19 protein-coding genes are annotated in these 23816 nt (G+C 68.3%); 12 read left to right on the forward strand and 7 right to left on the reverse strand.

Annotated features, from left to right (window positions below; translation table 11 throughout):
- Positions 1-2489 precede the first annotated feature (2489 nt).
- From AC3A3J_RS04310 to AC3A3J_RS04325, 4 genes are all read left to right on the forward strand, one after another.
- On the forward strand, positions 2490-3413 hold the full coding sequence (locus AC3A3J_RS04310) for a ParA family protein (protein WP_487671100.1): 924 nt from the start codon (positions 2490-2492) through the stop codon (positions 3411-3413).
- Positions 3413-4393 (forward strand): ParB/RepB/Spo0J family partition protein, encoded by a 981-nt coding sequence (locus AC3A3J_RS04315; protein ID WP_487671101.1) that lies wholly within the window; start codon positions 3413-3415, stop codon positions 4391-4393. The genes AC3A3J_RS04310 and AC3A3J_RS04315 overlap by 1 nt, the downstream gene beginning before the upstream one ends.
- Before the next feature lie 150 nt (positions 4394-4543).
- Positions 4544-5992: a sugar porter family MFS transporter gene (locus AC3A3J_RS04320; protein ID WP_487671102.1), complete on the forward strand. Its 1449-nt coding sequence runs from the start codon at positions 4544-4546 to the stop codon at positions 5990-5992.
- 9 nt (positions 5993-6001) lie between these two features.
- Complete coding sequence (locus tag AC3A3J_RS04325) at positions 6002-6328, forward strand: tryptophan synthase subunit alpha (RefSeq protein WP_314648278.1); 327 nt, start codon at positions 6002-6004, stop codon at positions 6326-6328.
- A 101-nt stretch (positions 6329-6429) separates the two neighbouring features.
- On the opposite strand, the gene trxA is transcribed toward AC3A3J_RS04325, so the two are convergent.
- From trxA to AC3A3J_RS04345, 4 genes are all read right to left on the reverse strand, one after another.
- The gene (gene trxA / locus AC3A3J_RS04330) at positions 6430-6753 is read right to left on the reverse strand and encodes a thioredoxin (protein WP_314648273.1); all 324 of its coding nucleotides are present in this window, start codon (positions 6751-6753) and stop codon (positions 6430-6432) included.
- A 69-nt stretch (positions 6754-6822) separates the two neighbouring features.
- Positions 6823-7797 (reverse strand): thioredoxin-disulfide reductase, encoded by a 975-nt coding sequence (gene trxB, locus AC3A3J_RS04335; protein WP_487671103.1) that lies wholly within the window; start codon positions 7795-7797, stop codon positions 6823-6825.
- Between the two features lie 109 nt (positions 7798-7906).
- Positions 7907-9523, reverse strand: a complete 1617-nt coding sequence (gene murJ, locus AC3A3J_RS04340; RefSeq protein ID WP_487671104.1) for a murein biosynthesis integral membrane protein MurJ — start codon at positions 9521-9523, stop codon at positions 7907-7909.
- The gene (locus AC3A3J_RS04345) at positions 9516-11654 is read right to left on the reverse strand and encodes a DUF6049 family protein (protein ID WP_487671105.1); all 2139 of its coding nucleotides are present in this window, start codon (positions 11652-11654) and stop codon (positions 9516-9518) included. Before AC3A3J_RS04345 ends, murJ begins: the two co-directional genes overlap by 8 nt.
- A 105-nt stretch (positions 11655-11759) precedes the next feature.
- Between AC3A3J_RS04345 and AC3A3J_RS04350 the strand changes: the two genes are divergently transcribed.
- Positions 11760-13256, forward strand: a complete 1497-nt coding sequence (locus tag AC3A3J_RS04350) for a DUF7059 domain-containing protein (protein ID WP_487671106.1) — start codon at positions 11760-11762, stop codon at positions 13254-13256.
- 105 nt (positions 13257-13361) lie between these two features.
- On the opposite strand, the gene AC3A3J_RS04355 is transcribed toward AC3A3J_RS04350, so the two are convergent.
- On the reverse strand, positions 13362-16625 hold the full coding sequence (locus AC3A3J_RS04355) for a beta strand repeat-containing protein (protein ID WP_487671107.1): 3264 nt from the start codon (positions 16623-16625) through the stop codon (positions 13362-13364).
- A 143-nt stretch (positions 16626-16768) separates the two neighbouring features.
- Between AC3A3J_RS04355 and AC3A3J_RS04360 the strand changes: the two genes are divergently transcribed.
- Genes AC3A3J_RS04360 through AC3A3J_RS04385 form a run of 6 tightly spaced genes read left to right on the forward strand, consistent with a single transcriptional unit; the run spans position 16769 to position 20340 of the window.
- Entirely contained in the window at positions 16769-17227 is a 459-nt protein-coding gene (locus tag AC3A3J_RS04360) for a hypothetical protein (RefSeq protein WP_487671108.1), read from the forward strand.
- Complete coding sequence (locus AC3A3J_RS04365) at positions 17224-17739, forward strand: phage tail protein (RefSeq protein ID WP_487671109.1); 516 nt, start codon at positions 17224-17226, stop codon at positions 17737-17739. Before AC3A3J_RS04360 ends, AC3A3J_RS04365 begins: the two co-directional genes overlap by 4 nt.
- 3 nt (positions 17740-17742) lie before the next feature.
- Positions 17743-18243, forward strand: coding sequence for a phage tail protein (locus AC3A3J_RS04370; RefSeq protein ID WP_487671110.1), 501 nt, complete (start codon positions 17743-17745; stop codon positions 18241-18243).
- A gap of 18 nt (positions 18244-18261) precedes the next feature.
- On the forward strand, positions 18262-18786 hold the full coding sequence (locus AC3A3J_RS04375) for a phage tail protein (protein WP_487671111.1): 525 nt from the start codon (positions 18262-18264) through the stop codon (positions 18784-18786).
- A complete protein-coding gene (locus AC3A3J_RS04380; protein WP_487671112.1) occupies positions 18779-19252 on the forward strand; it encodes a GNAT family N-acetyltransferase in 474 nt (157 codons plus the stop codon). Before AC3A3J_RS04375 ends, AC3A3J_RS04380 begins: the two co-directional genes overlap by 8 nt.
- A 29-nt stretch (positions 19253-19281) precedes the next feature.
- On the forward strand, positions 19282-20340 hold the full coding sequence (locus tag AC3A3J_RS04385; protein ID WP_487671113.1) for an LLM class flavin-dependent oxidoreductase: 1059 nt from the start codon (positions 19282-19284) through the stop codon (positions 20338-20340).
- A 49-nt stretch (positions 20341-20389) separates the two neighbouring features.
- Here the strand turns inward: AC3A3J_RS04385 and AC3A3J_RS04390 are convergent, their stop codons facing one another.
- A complete protein-coding gene (locus AC3A3J_RS04390) occupies positions 20390-22585 on the reverse strand; it encodes a hypothetical protein (RefSeq protein WP_487671114.1) in 2196 nt (731 codons plus the stop codon).
- 57 nt (positions 22586-22642) lie between these two features.
- Here AC3A3J_RS04390 and AC3A3J_RS04395 point away from each other — a divergent pair, with 57 nt between their 5' ends.
- Positions 22643-23026, forward strand: a complete 384-nt coding sequence (locus AC3A3J_RS04395) for an HNH endonuclease (RefSeq protein WP_487671115.1) — start codon at positions 22643-22645, stop codon at positions 23024-23026.
- A 132-nt stretch (positions 23027-23158) separates the two neighbouring features.
- Here the strand turns inward: AC3A3J_RS04395 and AC3A3J_RS04400 are convergent, their stop codons facing one another.
- Positions 23159-23743: a recombinase family protein gene (locus tag AC3A3J_RS04400; RefSeq protein ID WP_487671116.1), complete on the reverse strand. Its 585-nt coding sequence runs from the start codon at positions 23741-23743 to the stop codon at positions 23159-23161.
- Positions 23744-23816 lie beyond the last annotated feature (73 nt).

Below are 23816 nucleotides of genomic sequence, written 5' to 3' on the forward strand. Positions count from 1 at the left end.
TGCGCTCGGGGGTGTACCCCCGTCAGTGGACGATCTCCGGGAAGGATGGAGGCATGGTGGTGCTGCGTGAGAAGACATGGTCACCTCGTCACCCGTGTTCGCGAGGGGATCGCGAACACGGTGGGCGGGACCTACCCGTGGCCGCAGGTGCGTGATGGTTTCTGTAGCGAGCGGGGAGCGGTGAGATGAGTCATCGCACGTGCACCGACGGAACGGGTGCGTAGGCACACAACCCGCGTGCGCCTCTGCGGTGGGTGTGCCTCGATGCCCGACTGCGATCCCGCATACGCCCGGACTGCGCGCGGTGCGCCCCGCCGGAAGGTTGTCACCGGTCCAGTGAGGTGACCCGCTCTCGCGCGATGAAGATCGCGCGAGAGCGGCGCTGTTTCACGTGAAACAGTGCCCACGCTGCCCGGACAGCGAGCGAGGCGCGGCTATTGGCCGCCGACGCGGTGGGGATCCCGGTGTGTGCGAGAATCGGCGCTCTGAACATGGCTCTCTCGACGCCTGCCCGCGGGTTGCGGAGTCGGAAGGGGGAGTGCGTCCGTGCCGGCAAGAGCGGCGCGCGACCGACTCCGACTGGCGATGTAGTGCCGCGCGGCGCCGATGGAAGGCGATCAGGCCGAGGGTGAGGCGAGGTTCGTCCCTCAGATACGGTGCAAGGTCGCGGTCGCGGTGTTTCATGTGAAACATACGGCCGACACGCCTGGACGGGGCAGATGGAGCAGCCGCATCGGCGTCAGGCGCAGCCGATCGTTCTCGGCGGACCTCGGCGGGCGCAAAATATGGCGACCCGGGAGTGCTGGCAGAGTTCGGGGTTGGGGGGGTCCTTGGGGTGGAAGTGTTTCACGTGAAACATCGACGGAGGTCACCGCGAAATGCGGCAGGCATACACACGGGTGGGGGACCGCGGCTCGCGTGCGCGCCCAGCAGCTGCGACAGGGGAGCGCGACACATGGCGACCACGGGGATGGTGAACAGGGCGGCGGAGGGCGACCGCCCGATTCGGTGGGCAACGAGAAACAGGCGATGTTTCACGTGAAACGCGATGACGGCGTGGTGCTGGCGTCGTTGATGGCGGAATCGGAGTCTGAGTCGGCGCCGTTGATGTCGGAGGCGAAGCCGAGTCGAGGTCAGTGTCGGCGGCGGTGTTCGTGTTGGATGCGTGCGCAGGGCTCCGGTGTCGGGTGCGCGGGTGGGTGATGGAGGCGTGGGTCGGTGTTGGATGCGTGCGCAGTTGTTGGATGCATGCGCCGTTGTTGGATGCGTGCGTTGGTGTTGAATCCGTGGGCCGCCGTTGTATGCGTGGGTGGGCGGTGGATGCGTAGGTAGGTGCTGGATGCGTGGGTTGGTGTTGGATGCGTGGGTTGGTGTTGGATGCGTGAGCCGGTGTTGGATGCGCGGGTATCTGGGTGCGAGGGTAGGTGCTGGATGCCAGGTGGTGTGGCGGGCGTCTGTCCCGGTGTCTTTCGAGGTTGGGCCGCCGATCGAGTTCTCCGAGTGACATTCGCGGAACGACATTCCGCACAGTGATGCGGGAAGGAGCCCGGCCCCCAGGAAGGGAGGCACGAGTGTCATCGAATACCAGTTCTTCCCCTGTCGTGTGAGTCGAGGTCTGCAGGCGAGCCTCCTGATCTCGGCTCGCGCGTTTTCCCGCAGAGCGGGGCATCAGATCACAGGCGCGGTGTCGTTTCACGTGAAACACGACGGCCACCATTCGGTTAGTGAGCGCGCGACCGTAGTCTGGAAGGGCATCGCGGCCCGCCAATGCACCCCTCCTCCGCCGCTACTCCTGCAACGAGTGCGCGGCGTCCTCCTCGTAATGCGTAAGAGGTGGGGCCGACCACCAGCGGTGACGGTGCGACTACTCTGCGCGCGAACCCGATCTCTGGCGGCTGATTCGCCCGACTGTGAGGTGACCCCCGGTATCAATACACGAGTGGAGTTCCTGGGGAAAGGAGGGTTGTGGCAAGGCTTGCCCCACAGAACGTCCCGTCGTGAGTCGGCGACGTGCTGTGGAGGGTCCGCCTCGGAGCAACGTGTGCGGAAAAGAGCACCGGTACCCGATGCGCGGCGGCGCAGCTAGTCCAGTGCCGTTTCACGTGAAACCACCACCCCGGCCCGCGACCGCACGGCGGTGTCGTGTCCGATGGTGGGGGAGGGTCCCGGGTCGGTATGCCCGTGCCGCGAGCCGGGGCGAGATACCTACTTTCAGCGAGGTTAATGGTGAGGAGTGGATTTGGAGTGCCTCATCGTGGGAGGAGAGGGGAGTGTTCTACGCCTGCGGAGGCGTTCCACGCTCCGAAGCCGTATGCACAGGGCCTGAAAAGGCAGTTGAGTTGCCGTTTCACGTGAAACATCGGCGACAGCATCGTTGAGACGGCGCCACTGGGGTGCATGCGCCGCCGCGATCACCCCCGTTCCCGCCCGTCGGCAGAAGCGATGTCGGCCCGAGCGATTAGAGTGGAGAGCGGCCCCGAAAGGAGTGGATGTTTCACGTGAAACAGTCCGAAAAGGCATCCTCGAACTCAACGTTCGGTATGGACACACCGCTCGCGCGGGAGCTGGCCGACCTCTCTGCTCGTCGACGTGCACTGGAGTCGGTGAGTGTGACATTCTCGGGGGAAACCCGCGTGATGACGGTCTCCAACCAAAAGGGCGGCGTCGGCAAGACGACGACGGCGGTGAACATCGCCTCGGCCCTCGCTGGTCTCGGCGCGAAAGTGCTGGTCATCGATCTCGACCCCCAGGGCAATGCGTCCACCGCCCTCGGAGTACCGCACAACGGAGACACGGCGAGCATCTACGACGTGCTCATCAACGGCACGTCTCTCGCCGAAATCGTGCAGAAGAGCCCCGAGAGCGACAACCTGTTCTGTGCACCCAGCACGATCCACCTCGCAGGAGCAGAGATCGAGCTCGTCGCCCAGGTCGCCCGTGAACATCGGCTGCGGACCGCCCTCGACGAGTATCTCGCCTCGAACCCCGTCGATTTCGTCATCATCGACTGCCCGCCGTCGCTCGGCCTGTTGACGATCAACGCGTTTACCGCAGCGTCCGAGGTCTTCATCCCCATCCAGTGCGAGTACTACGCGCTGGAAGGGCTGAGCCAGCTGCTCGGCAGCATCCAGATGATCCAGAAGCACCTGAACCCGGCGCTTCACCTCTCGACCATCCTGCTCACCATGTACGACGGACGCACGCGCCTCGCACAGCAGGTGGCGGAGGAGGTGCGCGGGCACTTCCCCGACCAGGTTCTGACGACCATGATCCCGCGCTCGGTGCGCGTGTCGGAAGCCCCCAGTTTCGGCCAGACGGTGATCTCGTACGACGGCCAATCGGCCGGCGCGATCGCGTACCGCGAGGCAGCAGTAGAGATCGCGTCTCGCACGGCGCAGAGCAAGGAGAAATGATGGCGAAGCGCACTGGCTTGGGCCGGGGGATCGGGGCACTCATCCCGACGGCAGACCAGACCGAGCGTCCGGTCGACGTGTTCTTCCCGGGTGGAAGCATCCGCCCGTCGGAGGTCACGACGACGACCGAGACGCCGACCGCGGATGCGCCGGAAGATGCCGAACTCACCGCGGTCCCCGGCATCCGTCTCGTGCAGGTCGACCCGCAGAAGATCGTCGCCAACCCGCGTCAGCCGCGCACGCACTTCGACCCCGAGGCCCTGGCCGAGCTGGTGCACAGCGTGGGTGAGTTCGGTGTGCTGCAGCCCGTCGTCGTGCGCACCAACTCCGACGGTGACTACGAGCTCATCATGGGTGAGCGACGCACACGCGCCGCCCGCGAAGCCGGCCTCACGTCGATCCCCGCCATCGTCCGCGAGACCGCCGACGAAGACCTGCTGCGCGACGCGCTGCTCGAGAACCTCCACCGCTCCGAGCTGAACCCGCTCGAAGAGGCATCCGCGTACCAGCAGCTGCTCGACGACTTCGGCATCACCCAGGAGGAGTTGGCCACCCGCATCGGCCGCTCCCGTCCGCAGATCAGCAACACGATCCGACTGCTCAAGCTGCCCGTGCCCGTGCAGCAGCGGGTGGCCGCGGGCGTGCTGACCGCCGGCCACGCCCGCGCCATCCTCAGCCTCGAGAGCCCCGAGGCCATGCAGCGCCTCGCCGACAAGGTCGTGAATGAAGACCTCTCGGTGCGCGCAACCGAAGAGGCGGCGAAGAACCAGTGGAGCGGCGGATCGAGCTCGGCGAAGGCCACTCCCGGTGCCCGTCGCGCCTACCTCGACGAGGTCGCCGGCAAGCTCGGCGACCGCCTCAACACGCGCGTCAAGATCTCGCTGGGCGCACGAAAAGGCCAGGTCACAATTGATTTCGCATCGATCCAGGACCTCAACCGTATCCTCGAAGAACTCGGCGAAGAGAGCTACGGCCGCTAACAGAGGCCCCCTCCCTGGAGCCACCGCGCCCGGGCGTCCCACAACGGGACGTCCGGGCGTTCCCGTCCCGCTGTGCGCGAAAGTCAAGCACCGGCGCGAAATCGTCGCCCGTCCTAGACTCGCTGGGTACGAACCCACGGGAGGGCACACATGTCTGCGACAGCATCCGCATCCGGGATCAAGGGCAAGGTGATCGGAATCGCCATCGCGGCGGCCCTCGGCGGGTTCCTCTTCGGCTTCGACACCGCCGTCATCAACGGCGCGGTCGATGCTCTCGCCGGCACCCAGTCGGGCTTCGACCTCGGGGCGGGCCTCAAGGGCTTCGCCGTCTCGTCTGCCCTGATCGGATGTGCGATCGGCGCGTGGTTCGCGGGCCCGCTCGCGAACAAGTACGGGCGCATCCCGATCATGGTCGCGGCTGCCGTGCTGTTCTTGCTCTCGTCGGTCGGGTCAGGGCTCGCGTTCGGCGTCGTCGACCTCATCATCTGGCGCGTCGTGGGCGGGCTGGGGGTGGGGGCCGCGTCCGTCATCGCCCCCGCCTACATCGCCGAGGTCTCACCCGCCACGATGCGCGGCCGCCTGGGATCGCTGCAGCAGCTCGCGATCGTGATGGGTATCTTCGTGGCCCTGCTCTCCGATGCCATGCTGGCGCAGGTCGCCGGGGGAGCGGCCGAGTCGCTGTGGGGACTCTACGCATGGCGGTGGATGTTCATCGCCGAGGCGATCCCCGCGATCGTCTACGGCATCATCGCCCTGAAGCTTCCTGAATCGCCGCGGTATCTGGTGCGCAAGGGTGAGATCGACCGGGCATCCGAGGTGCTCACCACCGTCACCGGCACCGTCGACGTGAATGCCAAGATCGACGAGATCACCGGCACGATCGACACCGAGAAGAAGGAGTCGTTGCGCGACCTGCGCGGAAACCGTCTCGGTCTCAAGCCGATCGTCTGGGTGGGCATCCTGCTGTCGGTGTTCCAGCAGTTCGTCGGCATCAACGTGATCTTCTACTACTCGACGACGCTGTGGCAGTCGGTGGGCTTCGGTGAGTCCGAGGCGCTGCTCATCACCGTCATCACCTCGGTCACGAACATCGTCGTCACCATCGTCGCCATCCTGCTCGTCGACAAGGTGGGACGGCGCATCATGCTGCTCGTCGGCTCGGTCGGCATGACGCTCTCGCTAGGCACCATGGCGGTGGCCTTCTCGTTCGGCACGCTCGACGGGGCCGGAGCCGTCACGCTCCCCGAGCCGTGGTCGACCGTCGCCCTGATCTGCGCCAACGCGTTCGTCGTGTTCTTCGGTGCCACGTGGGGTCCGCTGGTGTGGGTGTTGCTGGGCGAGATGTTCCCCAACTCCATCCGCGCGGGCGCCCTCGCGGTGGCCGCAGCCGCGCAGTGGGCGGCGAACTTCTTCATCTCGACGACCTTCCCGTGGTTCTCGAACATCGGTCTGCCGTTCGCCTACGGGTTCTACGCGTTCTTCGCGCTGCTGTCGTTCTTCTTCGTGTGGTTCAAGGTCGCCGAGACCAAGGGCAAGGAGCTCGAGGAGATGAGCGAAGACGTGAAGGTGGAGCGCCGACCCCGGCGCGCACGCGCGTAGGCTGGAGGAATGACCGAGTCCGTTCCGCGCCGCGCCAGCCTCGAAGTGCTGCGCGCCGAAGCGTCGGACGAGCTCGCGGTCATCGTGCAGGAGCGCCTGCTCGGGGGCGAGGACCCCTGGGAGTTCATGGAGGAGCTGCCGAGCATCGACGAACTCGTCGTCTACCTGCTGCGCGCCGACAACATCGCCGCGAACGACGGCGTGCGTCCGAGCGAGGCGCGGCACTACCGGGTGCTGCGCCAGATCGCCCTCGAGTACCCCGAGCTGACCCCGGCGGTGTGGGGACTGCTCGACGAGAAGCAGCGGTACCGTCGTTGGGACCCGACGGTCGCCTGACACGTCCGTCACCATCTGGCGGATGCTCGCTCCTCGAGGGGCGGATGCGGAAAGGGCCGCCGCCTCCGAAGAGGCGACGGCCCTGACAGCCTGCGGGGGACTCAGCCGAGGAACGCGGCGAGATCCTTCTCGAGGGCGGGCTTCGGCTTCGCGCCGATGATGGTCGTCTTGACCTCACCGCCCTGGAACACCTTCATCGCGGGGATCGAGGTGATCTGGTACTTCATCGCCAGCTCGGGGTTCTCGTCCACGTTGAGCTTGAGGATGGTGATCTTGTCGGGGTTCGCCGACTGGATCTCGTCCAGCACGGGCGCGACCATACGACACGGTCCGCACCACTCGGCCCAGAAGTCCACGAGAACGGGACCGTCGGCCTGCAGAACGTCCTGCTCCCAGGTCGCCTGGCTCGTAGCCTTTGCACTCATCAGAGTTTCTCCTTGTTCGAGGTACGTCGTTTACAACAGCAGACCGCGGGAAAGTGTTCCCGGGCCGGGTCAGGCCGTGAGGACCTCGGCGGCTTCGGCCGCCGGCACCTCGACCGAGGCGTCTTCGAGGTCGGCGAGGAAGTGCTCCGCGTCGAGCGCGGCGACCGTGCCCGAACCCGCGGCGGTGATCGCCTGACGGTACGTGGGGTCGATCACATCACCGGCCGCGAACACACCGGGCACCGAGGTCTTCGACGAGCGGCCGTCGACCCAGATGGTGCCCTCGGCGGTGAGGTCGAGTTTCTCGTGCACGAGGTGGGTGCGCGGGTCGTTGCCGATCGCGACGAAGAGGCCGTCGAGCGGCAGATCCCGCAGCGAGCCGTCTTCGGTGGAGCGCAGCTTCACGCCGGTGACGGCGGTCTCTCCGATGATCTCGGCGACCTCGCTGTTCCACACGAACTCGATCTTCTCGTTCGCGAACGCGCGCTCCTGCATGATCTTCGACGCGCGGAGGGTGTCCTTGCGGTGGATCACGTACACCTTGTCGGCGAAGCGCGTGAGGAAGGTGGCCTCCTCCATGGCCGAGTCGCCGCCGCCGACGACCGCGATCGTCTTCTCGCGGAAGAAGAACCCGTCGCAGGTGGCGCACCACGAGACGCCGTATCCGGAGAGGCGCTCCTCGCCCTCGACGCCGAGCTTGCGGTAGGCCGAGCCGGTCGCGTAGATGAGGGTCTGGGTCTCGTGCACCGCTCCGCTACCGAGGGTGACCTTCTTGACGGTGCCCGCGAGGTCGAGGTCGGTGACGTCGTCGTAGACGACCTCGGTACCGAACTTCTCGGCCTGCTCCTGCAGCTTCGCCATGAGCTCGGGACCCTGGATGCCCTCGGGGAAGCCCGGGTAGTTCTCGACCTCGGTGGTGTTCATCAGCTCGCCGCCGACCTCGACGGAGCTCGCGATGAGCAGCGGCTGAAGGCTCGCCCGCGCCGCGTAGATGGCGGCGGTGAAACCGGCGGGGCCGGAGCCGATGATGATGACCTGACGCATGGTGCTCTCCAAAGGACTGCAATGCCATCGAATGATGTTCGACTGCTTCAACCCATGGTAGCTGCGGCGCATTCCCGCGAGCGGGGGCGCGCGGCTCATCGCCGCCGGGTCAGCGCCCGGGGAGGAAGCGCCGAACGAGACCGCCGGCGGCCTTCAGCTCGGGGGCGCGCAGCAGGGCCAGGATGCCGAGGTAGACGGCCACGACCACGAGCCCGACGACCGCGGTGCCGAGGGCGCCCTGGATCTTGTCGGCCATCGTCCACCCGTCGACGCCCCCCATCAGCGCGAATGCGCCCCATCCGGCGAATCCGGCCGGGATGCCGGCGAGGGCGAAGCGGCCGATCGCGGCCATCCAGGACCGGATCTTCAGGCCGCCGATCTTGCGGTGCAGCAGCCAGGTGGCGACGATCGTCTGCACGATGCTGGCGATCGACTGGCCGAGGGCGACGGCGGCCGCGAGCGAGGTGAGGGGGATGAGGCCGGCCTCGCGCAGACCGAGGGCACCGAGCGCTGTGCCGACGATGAGCACGCACTGGAAGATCGTGAACCAGAACGGGGTGCGGGTGTCGTCGTAGGCGTAGAACGTGCGCTGCACGATGAACAGGATCGTGAGCGGGATGAGCCCGAACAGGTAGGCGATGAGCACGAGCGCTGCCGCCTGCGCGTCGTCGGCGTTGTCGGTGAACACGCGGGAGGCGGGGATCGCGGCGGCGGCGACGGCCGCGGTGGCCGCGACGATGAAGAACAGCAGGGTGCGGATGCTCTGCGCGATGTCGCTCCGGACCTCGTCGTCGCGCCCGGCCGCGGCGTGCGCGCTGATCTGCGTGAAGTAGGGGGTGCCGATCGAGAGCACGATCACCGAGTACGGCAGCATGAAGATCAGCCAGGCGTTCGCGGTCACGGTCACCGACGCCCCGAGGCCCGACGCCTCGCTGACGAGGTACCCCTGGTACATGCCCGCGGCGAGGCTGGCGAACGCCATGAGGAACGTCCAGCCGGCGAGGCGCCCGACGTTGCCGAGGCCCACTCCCCGCCAGCGGAAGTCGGGCTTCAGTGCGAGCCCGGTGCGACGCCAGAACACCAGCAGCACGAGCGCCTGCAGGGCGATGCCGAGCGTGGCGGTGCCCCCGAGAACGGTGATCATCTCGGGAGTCCAGTCGGCGGCCTTCGTCGACACCGGGCCGAAGAGAGCGCCGAGGGCGAGGAATCCGACGATCGAGACGATGTTGTTGACGACCGGCGCCCAGGTGAACGGGCCGAAGATCCTCCGCGCGTTGAGGGCTTCGCCGAGCATCGCGTACAGGCCGTAGAGCAGGATCTGCGGCAGGCACCAGTATGCGAGCGCCGTGGCGAGGGCCTGCATCTCGTCGTTCGCCTTCCCGGCGACGAGATGCACGAGCCAGGGGGCAGCAGCGGTCGCGATGGCGGTCACGACCACGAGCACCACGGTGCCCAGGGTGAACAGCTTCGAGATGAAGGCGTTGCCGCCGTCGGCGTCCGCGGTGGCCTTCACGATCTGCGGCACGATCACGGCGGTGAGGATGCCGACCGAGATGAGCGAGAAGACGCTGTTCGGCAGCTGATTCGCCGCTGTGAAGGCGTCGGCGGCCGCACTCCCGACGGATCCGAGCACCCCGACGAGCACGATGCTGCGCAGGAGTCCCGTGATGCGCGAGACGAGCGTGCCCGCGCCGATGATCGCGCTCGCGCGCCCGAGGCTAGTCATTCCGGACTCCTGATTCGGCGTCGGCATCCGCCTCTACGTCTGGGTCGGCATCCGCCTCGGCGTGCTCGCGGCGCTTTCGCACCACAGTGCGAACGACACCGCCCGCGATGAGCAGCACGGCGAGCGATCCGAACAGGATCAGGCCGATGGTCTCCCACTCCGCGCGCACGGCGACGCGGGCGATCTGGGGCCCGTCGACGAGCACGCCGGCGGGGCTGTACACGCTGAGGCGCAACGCGACCTCGCCGCTGCCCACCCGGGCCGTCACGGGCACCTTGACGCGGGCGCTCGTGTTCGCCGGCACCACGACGTCGATGTCGGTCGCGACGTCGAGCCGCGGGTCGGTCGACGCGACGGCGAGGCGCACCGTCACCGGCCACGGGAGGTCGTTGCGCACGCTGAAAGGCAGATCGGCCGCCGCGCTGAGCAGCTGGATGGTGCTCGACGGGGGAACGCTGACGGCGCCCAGCGTCGAACGGGTGCCTTCGCGTCGCGCGTCGACCGTGCGCTCGAACTCCTCGGCGGGCACACCCACGGCGATCGTGCGGAGGAGGCGGATGCGTTCGCGCTGGATGAGCACCTGCGGGTCGTCGAGCACCGTGGCGAACTGGGCGATGGAGCCCTCGTCGGCGAGGAGCTGACCCAGGGCGTCGACGCGCGCGGTGTCGACCTCGGCCGCGGCCAGCGTCACCGCCGAGGCCGGCGTGGCACGGATGGCGGTGAGGTCGAGGCCGACAGTATCGACGGCCGCGATGGCTTCGCGCAGGGCGTCGGCGTCGCGGCTCTCGTCGCGCTCGAGTCCGACGAGCAGCGGGGCATCGGGCGCAGCGGCGGCCGCCAGGTACATGCGTGCGCTCGCCGCCGCGAGCAGCTGCTGCCGCGCATCGTCGTCGGACTCGTCTGCGGCGTCGGAGATCGCGGCCGACACCGTGTCGTCGATGACGAGCAGCTCGTGCTCCGCGACCTGCCCGTGCGCGGCGGACGTGCCGCCGGTCGTCGCGGACGACACGATCGTCGTGGTCCCGGCGCCGAGGTAGGTCTCGAAAGTCGCCAGATCTTCGGCACGCACGCCCGCGCGCGGCCACAGGATGCCGTCGAGAGAGCCGTCGAGCGCGGTCAGCTCGGCATCGTCGGGGAGGTCGGCATCCGCCTGATCGACCGGTGCAGGCGTCGCGGTGACAGCGGGGTCGGGCGTCTCGGTCGCCCGGACGCTCGGGAAGTCCTGCGGGGCGAGGAAGGGCGACAGCGTCGCGGGCTGCAGCAGTGCCGGCAGCTGGGCCTGCGACTGCACCGTCGCGTCGGCGTCGCCGAACTGCAGGGCGAAGCGCTCGTTGGGCAGCTCGTCGAGGCGGGTGAGCCACTCGATCGCGCTGTCGGGAGCAGCGGTGCCGCGCGAACGGATCGCGGCGGGGATGGCCGGGTCGACGGCGAGCACCGCGGCGGTTCCGGTGACGCCGTCGAGCACCGCGGTGAGGGCCCCGTCCGGCGCCGTGAGGTCGCTGAGTTCGTCGGTCGACAGCAGCACGCCGTCGGCCGGCGTGGCGGTGACGGGAACGATGACGCCGACCTGAGCCGTCGTGGGGGTGATCACCAGCACGCTCTCGGTGGTCGTCTCGCGTTCGTCGACCTCGTCGCCCGTCGCGGCGGAGGCGCCCGCCAGCGACGCGCGCACCGGATAGACGCCGGGTGCGAGGTCGGCGAGGGCCGCCGGATCGACCGAGAGCGCCACGCGCTCCTCGTCTCCCGCGGCCAGCACCGCGGAACGCTCCGAACCCAGCGCGGAGAACGTGCCGGAGGCCTGCGCGTCGTCCAGCCACGCGGTGACCGAGGCGTCGTCGGCGAGCGGGGTACGGTTCAGTTCGATCACCACGTCGCCGGCGGAGATCTCGGCATCCGTCTCGTTGGCGACCGTCACCGTCGCTGATGCGCCCGCACCGGGCACGACGCGCCCGTGCACGCCGAGGGAAAGCGAGAGCTCCACGCCCGCGGCATCCGTCTCGTCGCCGTCGCCGTCGGCTGCGAGGGCGGGCGTCGCGATCGAGCCGATCCCCAGGGCCAGCGCCCCCACCGCGACCGCGCTCGTGAGTCGCCGAACGCGCGCTCGGAGTCCGGCGGGGGTGGTCGCGGTCATGAAGGTCTTCCTCGGACGCCCGGATCGGGCGGGATCGTGAGTACTGACCCTGCGATTCTAGGAGGCGCGACGAGCCGAACCCTGAAGGCGCGTAGAGTGACGCCCGTGTCCGCCCCGCTCTCGCCTCGTCCCGATGCCCTGCGGTGCGCCGCTCTCGCCGCCGATCTCGACGCCGCCGACCTGCGGTCGGAGCCGCTCCGCCGGTTGTGGGGTGACGAGGCCGACGACGCGCTGGCGCGGGGGATGCGCGAGCCGATCCTGCGGGCGATCCGCGGCGACGACGGAGCATTGGCCACCCTCGGACGGCTGTTCGTGCTCGGGATGCCTCAGCCGCACGCCGCGGTCGCCGACGCGCTGCCGCGCCTGGGCGTCGAGGGACTCGTGGCGCTCGGCCTCGCCTCCGACGACGACGAGACCGTCGCCCCGGCGGCGCTGATCCGGCCGCAGTCGTTCGTCGACGCCGACGGCGTGGGGGAGTGGTGGATCGCCAGCGACCTCGACGAGGTCGCCCTCGGAACGGCGCTTCCGCCCGACCACGTGCTCGGAGTCGGCGGAGCCTCGCGCACCCTCGCCGAGATCATCGTGCCGATCGAGGTGGAGCGCGCGCTCGACCTCGGTACGGGATGCGGCATCCAGGCCCTCCTCGTCGCCCGCCGTGCGGGAACCGTGGTGGCCACCGACATCTCCGCCCGGGCCCTCGCCTACGCCGAACTCAACGCCATGCTGAACGGCGTGGGGAACATCGACTTCCGGCTCGGCAGCATGTTCGACCCGGTCGCGGGCGAGGCGTTCGACCTCGTCGTCTCGAACCCGCCGTTCGTCATCACCCCGCGCACGGAGGGCGTGCCCGCCTACGAGTACCGCGACGGTGGGCTCGTCGGCGACGCACTCGTCGAGCAGTTCGTGCGGACGGTTCCCGATTACCTGACCACCGGCGGCATCGCCCAGCTCTTGGGCAACTGGGAGTCGCGCGGCGGGGTGAAGGGACTCGCCCGTCTCGACGCCTGGGTGCCGCGCGACCTCGACCTGTGGGTCGTGGAGCGCGAAGAGCTCTCGCCCTTGGCCTATGCGGAGCTGTGGATCCGCGACGGCGGCACGACTCCGCGCGACGCGGAGTTCACGCCGCTGCTCACCGCGTGGCTCGACGACTTCGCGGCGCGGGAGGTCGACGCCGTCGGCTTCGGCTACGTGCTGATGCGCCGCGGAGAGGGCGAGGCGCTGCGCCGTACCGAGCGGGTCGGTCAGCAGGTGTCGGGCGTCGGGCAGGCCCTGGCCCACGGCCTCGCCGCACACGACGTGCTCGCCGACGGCATCCCGTCGACCCTGGTCACCGCCGCCGACATCACCGAGGCGCGTCATCTGCTGCCCGGTGCCGACGACCCCAGCGTGATCGAGCTGCGCCAGGGCGGCGGGTTCGCCCGCACGGTCAACGTCGACCCCGCGCTCGCCGCGTTCGTGGGGGCGTGCGATGGAGAGCTGACGGTCGGTCAGATCGCGGCCGCCCTCGCCGACCTCTTCGATGTGCCGCTCGCCGACCTGTGGGCCGAGCTCGAACCGCGCATCCGCGCCCTTCTCGTCGACGGTTTCCTCTCCGCGGACTAGCGCTGCCGCGCGGCGTGCCGTGACACATCACCTGCCGTGACACACCACGGCAGGTGTGGTGTGTCACGGCGAATACGGTGTCTCGGGTGCGCCGGTCGCGCCTGGTCAGGCCGCGCGGCGCCGGGCGGACCGGAAGACCGCCGCGCCGCCGATCACTGCGAGAGCGGCGAGAAGCGCGAGCAGACCGGATGCCGACGCCTCGGGGCCCGTGGCCGCCAGGCCGTCGCCCGCGGGATCGCCGCCCGCAGTGCCGCCGCTTCCGCCGGAGCCCGGCGTGCCCGGAGTGCCGCCGGGTTGCCCGGGAGCGGCGGGCACGATCAGCTCGGTGTCGGCCGCGAGGAATCGCGCCGTCCCCTCGGCGCCGATGCCGGAGGAGACGATCGTGTGCGCTCCCTCGACCTGGTCGGCCGACACCGTCACGACGATGCGGAACTCACCCTGGGCGTCGGCGACGACCGCCCCGAGCGGCGCCGGCGACGAGTACATGGTGAGCTGCACGGTGGCACCGGGCAGGTAGCCGTCGCCGCCGATCGTGAGCTGCTGACCTCGGGTGACCTCGGGCGGGACGCCGGTGAGCGCCCCGTCGGTGATCTCCGGTGCGGCGAAGGGCGGCGGCACGGTGTCGGCGACACGAATCGTCGCGGTCGTCGAGTCGGTGCCGAAGCCGTTGTCGACCGTGACGACGACCTCGATGCGTCCGGCGTCGTCGAGCGCGGGGGTACCCGTGAGGGTTCCGGTGCCGTCGCCGTCGTCGGTGAACGTCAACCAGGCGGGTAGCGGCGCGGCGGAGAGCGCCCCGGAGGGGAGCCCGCTGCTGCGCACGTCGATCATGAGCTTCCCGCCTGCGAGCACGGTCACCGGCTCGATCGGGGCAAGGGCGGGTCGCTCGCCAACGGTCAGCAGGGCCTCGTCGCTCGTCGCGCTCGCCACGATGTTGGTGAACACGGCGCGCAGACGGGCTCCGTCGTCGGCGATCGTCGTCGTGACGGTGAACGTCGTCGACGTGGCCCCGGGGATATCGACCCACCCGTCGCCGTCGTTGCGCTGCCACTGCACGGAGGGTGCCGGGTAGCCGGCCGCGGAGGCCGAGAAGACGGCGTCGCGCCCGGCGTTCACCGTGACGGATGCCGGCTGGTCGGCGATCACCGGTGCCTCGTTCACCGTCAGCGCGATGGTCTGCGTGACGGTGCTGCCGACGATGCGGAGCCACACGACGGCGCTACCTCCGGCCAGGGCGGGCGGGGTGCCGACGAGCCGCTGGTCGCCCGGCGCGCCGACCAGGCTGACCCAGTCCGGCCAGCCGATGATCTCCACGGTGTCGAGGGCCGGGTACCCGGGGTCCACGACGATCGGGATGTCGAAGGGAACACCGACCGTGACGGTGCCCGTCGCCGGGCTCGTGAACGACGGAGGCGCGGTGAGGGTCAGCACGAACTCCGCGGAGGTCTGCCCCCGATCGTTGGTCGCGGTGAGGGGGATGCGGTACTCGCCCGGGGCGACCGTGGGCGTGCCGGACAGTTTCGCGGTGCCGTCCGTGGCGGCGTCGAGGGCGAGGCCGGCGGGGAGGTCGGTGGCCGCGATGACGGCGGGCGGGGTGCCCACGGTCGAGAGGGTGACGTCGACCGGAGCGCCGGCGGCGACCGTCGCCGCCAGCGGGCCGGTGAACGACGGCGCCTGTCCGACGGCGATCGTGAGCACCTGGGTGGCGGAGGTGTCGCCGTTGCTCGCCGAGAAGGTCACCGGGAACGTGCCGACGCTGGTGGGGGTGCCCGCGAGCAGCAGCGTCGCGCCCGACCCTGAGAGCGTGACGCCGGGCGGCAGGTCACCCGTCGTGCGCGCCACCGTGGGGGCGGGGAAGCCGGATGCCGTCACCGAGAACGAGAACGCCTGACCGAGCGTCGCGGCGGCAGCATCCGCGCTGGTGAAAGCGGTCTGCTGACGAACCGCGACCGCCGCACGCGCGGAAGCGGCGTCGAGGTTCGCGGTGACCCCGCCCTGTCCGGGCGTGGGGCCGGCGACGAAGGTTGTGGTCGCCGTGCCGCCGCTGAAGAGGCTGCTCGGGGCTGCGGTCGTGGCGCCCGCGGGCTGCACATCGGTCCAGGTCACGGACCGGCCGTCGAACGCGCTGAGATCGACGGCGCTGACCGACGCGCCCGCGGAGTTGGTGCGCAGCGAGGCGGTGATCGCCGTGCTGGCGCCGGAGTCGACGGTCGACGCTCCCGCGGTCGCGGAGAGGACGAGGTGCGGCTCGGTCGTTCCCGTCGTGATGGCGGTGGTATCGCACCCCGCGGCGTTCGCGCCGCCGTTGCAGCCCCACCAGTTGTTCGGAGCGGTGACCGGCGCCGAGGCGCTGGCGGTCACGGCTGCCGTACCCGTGTTGCCCGTGAAGGAGTTGCCGCGGGCGGTGAGCGCACCGCCGGTCGCATCGATCGCTGCGCCGCCGGCGACCGCGGTGTTCTGGGTGAAGACGTTCTTCGAGATCGTCGCGGGACCGCCGAGCTGCTGGATCGCGCCGCCGCGGGCGGTGGGACCGGAGGCGGTGTTGCGGTCGAACACATTGCCCGAGATCGCGACCGAGCCGCCGCCGTCGACCGCGATCGCGCCGCCGCCCGCCGAGACGGTGCCGGCCGCGGTGAGGGTGTTCTGGGTGAACGTGCTGCCGCTCACGTCGAGGTAGTCGCCGGGGGCCGCGGCCTCGTAGTAGACCGCCCCGCCGTTCGCCGATTCGCTGGTGTTGCGCTCGAACCGGGAGGACTGGATCGTCAGGTCGCCGCCGATGAACTGGATCGCACCGCCGGGGTTGGCAGCGCCGCCGGACGAGGCGTTGTCGATGAACGTCGAGTCGCGCACGAGCAGGGTGTCGCTCGGGGCATCGATGCTGCCGCCGATGATCGCGCCGCCGCCGAAGATGTCGTCTCGGCCGCCGCGGAAGGTGAAGCCGTTGATCTCGACGGCGATACCGCCGACGATGTCGGGGTCGAGAGTGAGGATCTGCGAGCTGCCGTCACCGACGATCTCGGTCCGGTTGCCGATCGATTCGAGGGTCACGTCGGTGCCGGCGCGGGTGCCCAGCACCAGGGCACCGTCGGTCAGGGTGTAGGTGCCGTCCGGCACGGTGACGATCGAGACGCCACCAATGTTGCTCGCCACGCAGAGCGCGTTGCGCAGCGTGACGGGGGTCGCCGGCGTCGTGATGCTCGGCGTCGTGCAGGCGCCGTTGGCGTCGCCGTCGGCCGTCGTGGTGACGGTGAGCGAGGTTGCGGCGGAGGCCGGCGGCGCGACCAGGAGGCCGGAGCCGACGAGGGCGAGGATCGCGGCGGTCGCGGCGAGGCCGCGCGGAAGAGCAGGCAGCGCCCGGTCAGCAGACATCGAGGTCCTTCGCTCGGGCGCGAAGGCGCCGTGTGCCGATTGGAATATCCGAATGCTATCGGCCGGAGGCCGCTGCTGATAGCGTCAGTTCCGCACCGCGCCCGCTCGGGCAGATCCCCGCGTGCACTGACCGCTGGAGTGGAATGACTGCTCTGTTCACGCGACGAGGCCTGCTCGCAGTCGGCGCCGTCGTCGGCGTCGGCGCCGGCGTGGGCGGCGCATCCGCTTCCGCCTCCGCCGTCGCGCTCGCCCCCCGGCCCGCTGGAGCGTCCACCTCGGATGCTCGCGCCACTGCGGCGCTCCCCCTGCAGGCCGACCCGGACCGCCCGCAACGCGGACTGTTCGTCGGACGCGAGGGCACGGTCTACCGCGCCGTCTCGACGCGATCGGTGCACCGTATGACGCTCGTCGGCGTCGGCGACATCGGAGCGGACGGCGACCCCGCGCACCGCTTCCGCCTCGAATTCACCGCCGACGACGCCGTCCGCGACGACATCTACCGCCTCGAGCAGGACGGCGCCGTCGTCGCACGCCTCTACCTCGGCCGCGTCACGCGCTCCGCGCGATTCGAGGCCGTCATCGATCGGGGCATCGGCGCATGAGCGACGCGTTCATCGGCGAGATCCGAATCTTCGCCGGCAACTTCGCCCCCGTCGGCTGGGCGTTCTGCGACGGCAGCATCCTGCCCATCGCCGAGAACGAGGCCCTGTTCACCCTGATCGGAACCACGTACGGCGGCGACGGCATCAACAACTTCGGGCTGCCCGACCTGCGCGGGCGCTCGGCGGTGCACGCGGGAACCGCCCGTACCGGGGAGCGCTACGACCTGGGTTCCTCCGGGGGAGTGGAGCAGGTGACGCTCACCCCCGGCCAGATGCCGGCGCACACGCACCTCCCGACCACCGCGGGCGCGGCGACGTCGTCGTCGCCCGAGGGCACGCGGTGGGCGGCGCAGGCGGCGAACGCCTCCTCCGACGTGCAGCCGAACGCGCAGATGGCCGCGGGCGCCGTACAACCGGCCGGCGGGTCGCAGCCGCACGAGAACATGCCGCCCTACCTGGTCGTGTCGTACATCATCTCGCTGAACGGCATCTTCCCCGCGAGAGAGGGCTGACGAATGGCCGAACCCTACCTCGGAGAGATCCGCCGCGTCGCCTTCGACTTCGCCCCGCGCGGATGGGCGCTCTGCAACGGACAGATGCTCGCCATCAACCAGCACCAGGCGCTCTTCGCCCTGCTGGGCACGGTCTACGGCGGAAACGGACAGACCACTTTCGCCCTCCCCGACCTGCGGGGGCGGGCGGCGATCCACCCCGGCGGTGGCGGCATCGTGCAGGGCATGGCGGCCGGGGCCGCGAGCGTGACTCTGCAGGCGTCGCAACTGCCCGCGCACACGCACGCCGTCGTCGCGGCATCGGACGCCGCCGCCCAGACGTCGCCGCAGGACGCCTACTGGGCCGCGACCGCGCAGCCCGGATACGGCGGTCAGGCCACGGGCACCATGTCACCGGCGGCTCTCAGCGCTGCCGGTGGCAGCCAGCCGCACGACAATATGTCGCCCTACCTGGCCGTGAACCACATCATCGCCCTGACGGGCATCTTCCCGGCGCGGGACTGAGGCAGAACCGGAGCGCACATGGACCCCTTCCTCGGAGAGATCCGCACCATCGGCTTCTCCTACGCACCCCGCGGGTGGGCGATGTGCAGCGGACAGCTGCTGCCCATCACGCAGAACACGGCGCTGTACAGCATCCTCGGCATCCAATTCGGCGGGGACGGCAAGACGACCTTCGCGCTGCCCAACCTCAACGGCGCCTTCGCGATCGGTCAGGGCGCGGGTCCCGGGCGCACTCCGCGGTCGGTCGGCGACTTCGGCGGCGTCTCGGCGGTCACGCTGACTCAGGCCGAGATCCCCGTGCACACCCACCGGCCGAACGCTGTCGCGGCGACCGGCACCAGCGGCGACCCCACAGGACGCACCTGGGCGCAGCCCCGGTACGGACGAGCGGCGCGCGACGCCTACGGGGCCGACGGCGACGTCGCGATGGCGGCCGACGCGCTGGCCACGGCGGGGGGTTCTGCGCCCCACGACAACATGCCGCCGTACCTCGGCATGTACTTCGTGATCGCACTCATGGGCGGCTTCCCGCCGCGTGGCTGAGCGGGCGGCGCGGATCGAGTGCGTCAGCCTCGACGACCCGCGCGTGCACGAGATCGCGGCGGATGAGGTGCGCAGCCGACTGCCCGATGCGGGGGACGGGGTCATCGAGCCGCTCGTCGCCATGCAGCTCGCCTCGAAGATGAGCACGCTGCGGGCGCAGCATCGGGATGCCGTCGTGGAGCTGCTCTCGATCGGCGGGGCCCCCGTGGGCTATGCCGTGATCGACGCCGGCGCCGAGGCGGTGCGCCTGTGCGACATCGCTGTGATCGACGCGGCGCGCGGTCGCGGCAACGGGCGGATGCTCATGGAGCGGATTCTCGCCGCGGCGGATGCCGACGGAGCCGCGGTGGAGCTGTCGGTGTGGTCGGACTCGCCGGCCCACCACTGGTACACGCGGCTGGGGTTCGACACGACGTCGGACGATGCCGCGGGGCATGTGGAGATGCGGCGCACCGCCGCGGAATAGTTCGCAGCATCCATGCGTTCGAATAGAACATGAAGGCTTTCGGATTCCTCTCTTTCGGCCACTACGCCGACGTTCCCGGATCGGCGACGCGCACCGCGGGCGACATGCTGAAGCAGACGATCGAGATCGCCGAGGGGGCAGACGAGCTCGGCGTCAACGGCGCCTACGTGCGCGTGCACCACTGGGCACGTCAGGCCGCCTCGCCCATGCCGCTGCTGTCGGCGATGGCCGCGCGCACCGAGCGCATCGAGGTCGGTACCGGCGTGATCGACATGCGGTACGAGAACCCCTTCCAGTTCGCGGAGGAGGCCGCCGCCCTCGACCTCATCTCCGACGGCCGCATCGCGCTCGGCGTGAGCCGGGGGTCACCCGAGACGGCGCTGCGCGGCTACGAGACCTTCGGATTCCGCGACACCGAAGACCCCGAGCGCGGCAGCGTGCTCGCGCGGGAGAAGTTCGAGATCTTCCTGCGGGCCATCGACGGCGAACCTCTGGCCCCCGGCGACCCGCGCATGGTCGGTGCCGGACGGTACCTGCAGGTCGAACCGCAGTCGCCGGGGCTGCGCGACCGCATCTGGTGGGGCTCCGGCTCGCGCGCCACGGCCGAGGACACGGGACGTCAGGGGCTCAACATGATGAGTTCGACGCTGCTGACCGAGGCCACGGGCGTGCCCTTCCACGAGCTGCAGCGGGAGCAGATCGAGCTGTACCGCGCCGCGTACAAGGAGGCGGGACACACGCGTCCGCCGCGCGTCTCGGTGAGCCGCAGCGTTTTCCCGCTGATCGACGACCGCGACCGCGCCTACTTCGGGCTGCGCAGCGAGGAGAACGGCGACCAGATCGGCATCATCGACGGCTACCGGTCGACGTTCGGCAAGACGTACGCCGCCGAACCCGACGTCCTGATCTCCCAGCTGAAGCAGGACTCGGCCGTCATGGCCGCCGACACCCTGCTGCTGACCATCCCGAACCAGCTCGGACCGGAGTACAACCTGCACGTGCTCGAAGCGTTCGCCGAGCACGTCGCCCCCGCACTCGGCTGGAAGCCGAACACCGAGGGACCCGTTCAGGGCGACCCGATCGTCTGAGACGCACTGAGAACTCCGCCTATGCGCGCTGGTAGACGAGTGCGCTCGCTCACGCCTTCGATTCGTCGAGCCCGGAGATCGTTGTGTACAGGGCGCGGAGCGAACCATCGGACATGTCGATGATCGGCTCGTACATAAACGAGTTGATGTGAAGGTTCTCGGGAGTCATGAGCAACACTGAGCGCAGGTGTGCAAGCTCTGCGGCGTTGCCAACTCCGCGCTGATCGAACAGCTTGAAGAGTTCCCAGTTCTGGTTCTTGGTGATTGCGTCGGTGGTCACCGGGTCGTTGATCCGACCGAGCATGTACGACTCCGAACGAAGCCTCACAGCCATCGACAGGACGATCTTGTTGGCGAAGTTCACACCCTCATCTGCTTCAAGGCAGGCATCTGCCTCCCGGTAGATCATGTCGATGACCGGCTCATCCGGATCTGCCCATGACTGGTCGGGCAGGCCCGCCAGCGCATTCCTGAAGATGGTGTCGAGCTCGGCCTGGGTGATGGACGCGGTGTCGGTCTTGTGGTGGAGAAGAGAGGTGAGCTTCAGGTAATCGACGTCGTCGGTTCCCCGGCTGTACTCGATCAGGTTTCGCACGAAGGGGATGCAGGCGATTCGCTTCATCCCGTCGATGAAGATTTTCTTCTTGAAGTCCAGCGTGAAGGGGTTCTTGATGGTGTCCCCAGCCATCCTGCTGAGCTTCACCCGTTCGGGGCTCTTCTCGGCCATGAAGCAATGGCCCCAGCCCACGACGCCGCGGCCATAGATCGTGCGAAGGAAGTCGAAGTTGTGCGTCAGGATCAGAAGGCGGAAGTTCTCCTCCTGCTCCATCTCTTGCAGGTAGTAGATGATGGCGTACTTGTTCTTGTAGTCGAAGGAGTCCGCAATGTCATCGATGACGAAGAGCGCCAGCTCACCCGTCCCGCGCCGAGCCTCCACCTCAAACAGAATGTTCAAAATGTAGAGAGCCTTCTTCTCGCCGGTGCTCAGTACACGGAGAAGGTGCTCCCTGTCGACGCGCGAAGCACCGCCGCCATCCTTGAAGTCGAAGTCAAGTTCGAGAAATGGCTCTTGAGCGAGCATCACCTTTTCCCGATTCCTTGGGACGAGAGTGAAGGGGACGGAGAACCGGGCGTTGAAGAGATCGATCACCTCCTCCCACCTGGTTCGCTCGGCCACCGCCTGCTTGAGGATCGCCTTGCGCCGTCCCTCGGATGACTTGTGGCTTGCGACTGCCTCAGCGACGAGTTCCTCCGACATCTTGAGATAGGTCACCCAAAGTTTCTGCTTGAAGAGTTCGATGTTCTGGAACTCGGCAAGCAGTTCGGGACGATCGGAAACGAGCTTGAAGAAGTCGCGCGTGGCCTGGTTCGCGTTCAGCGCCTTCTCCAGCGCACTCAGTCGCTTGGTTAGCTCGTCGTCGTCTGAGATTCGTTGCTTCTCTTCGGCAATCAGGGCTGTCAGTTCCTTCTCGCTGGCCACTTCCCTCGGGCTCTCGTCGCCGGTCAACAGTAGCGCGTGCTTGGCCTTGAAGAAGCCCTGGCTGACGAGGCTCTTGCTCACGGTTTCAGCATTGTAGTAAGTGAAGGATGAGCGGCTGAAGAAAACGGAGCTATCCAGCAACTCGTTGAGCCGCGTCACATAGTCGCTGAGCGAATCCCGAAGTGCCGGGTCCGCCAGGACCTTCTCCACGCTCGCGTTGAAGATCGTGTCGTACGGGAGATCGGCGAGCGCAGTCTCCTCCAGCTGCTCCACCTCGTAGCTGACGCGTGCCAGGGCTCCGAAAAAGTTGTCATCCTGCTTCGTGAAGATCTGGGAGACAAGTGTTGCCACATCCTGCCTGGTCCGGGCCGTCTTCTTCAGCTCTTTCGTCAATGCGGCCTCGAGCTTCATCAACCCTTTGTTGATGGACTCGAACTCCGCGCGAAGTGGCGCATTGACGAGCAGTGTGGACGCGTATTCGTCGGCTGCGTAGTGCTCGTCGTAGGCGAGGAACACCGCGACACTCGAGGAATCCGGCTGGTCGCCGTTCTCGTTCGTGATCTTGCGAACGGTTTCGCGATCGGTGAAGACATGATCCGCCGATTCTTCGTCCCGAGAGAAGTCCAGAAAAGTTCGGGCGAAGCTCGACTTCATCGTGCCGTTGGGCGCATAGATGGCAACCGCCCGCTTCCTGTCGAACGGAAGCTCAGCATCGAGCTCTCGGACTCCGTGGCAGTTGCGAAGTTCGATCTGAAGAGTCTGCATGCCTGGAGCCTAGCGAGACGTCTGCCCCTGACACGCAGGACTGGAGTTTAACGAACCATGATTGGCGAGGTGATCGTCCGGATACGGGGTCCGGATACTTGCCTGATCGCTCCAGCGAAGGATGACCTCATTGATGCCGACGAACTGGAAGTGCGAGTCAGTGATCTTATCCTCGACAACGAGATGCAGAAGAGGTCTGGCATCTACGCCTATGTGCTCGACGGCGACGAACGCCATCTGAAGCTCCGATCCTTCACGGAGCAGGACAAACGCGAGGCCTACGAGCGTCAGAAGGGCATCTGTCCGATCTGCGGCGAGCACTTCACCTTTGAGGCGATGGCCGGCGACCACATCGTGCCGTGGAGCAAGGGTGGCAAGACCATCCCCGAGAACTGCCAAATGCTCTGCGCCTTCGATAACGGGAGCAAGGGCAACCGCTGACCTATCCCGTCGAAGCGGCCTTCTCTCGCTTCTTCGCGGCGGCTTCGGCTCGCGCCACATACTTGTGGTTGTCCTTTCGGCACGTAGGGCTTGGCTCGGCTCACCTGGCAGAGAACCTTCTGGACCGTGTACTCACTGACCTCGACATTCCGCTCGGCTGGGGGAGCCTTCTCGACGCGCTGAGCTCCCCATCGCTCCTGCTCGTGCTTCGCACGAATCCAGGCAACATCGTTGCTCGTTAGCTTGGGCGGGGGTCCGAGAGGGATACCGCGGGCCCGAACTGCGGCCACGCCTACGCGGGTGCCGCTCGGCGCGGCGATCCCGCTCTTGGGCCGCGACGGCCAACATGACACGGATGATGAGCATTCCCACGCTGTTCTTCGGCGTCACCATGCTCACGCCATCGGCGAGCGATGTCAGGCATCCATTGATCGGCTCCAGTTCCTTCAGTAGAGCGATTGTCTCTTCTGGTTCGCGTCCCCACCGGTCCAGCTTCGTCACGACGACCTCAACCCTTTCGTCGTGGGCCTTGACCGCCGCCATCAGCTGAGCCACCTTCTTCGAGTGAGCATTCTTGGTTCCGCTCACCCCCTTGTCCACGAAGATGCTCGCTGGCTCGACGCCATACTGGGTGAGCTGATGGCGCTGAGCCTCGAGACCGAGTTCCTGCTTGAGTGTGCACACTCGGATGTATCCGAGCTTGTAGATTCCACTCATTTTTCTTCTCCTCCGGCGCCTCAGGGCAACCACGATTAGACATATCGCTACGGCCCTCGAAGACGGGCAGTTG

This window comes from Microbacterium sp. Soil_N32, from assembly GCF_057655505.1.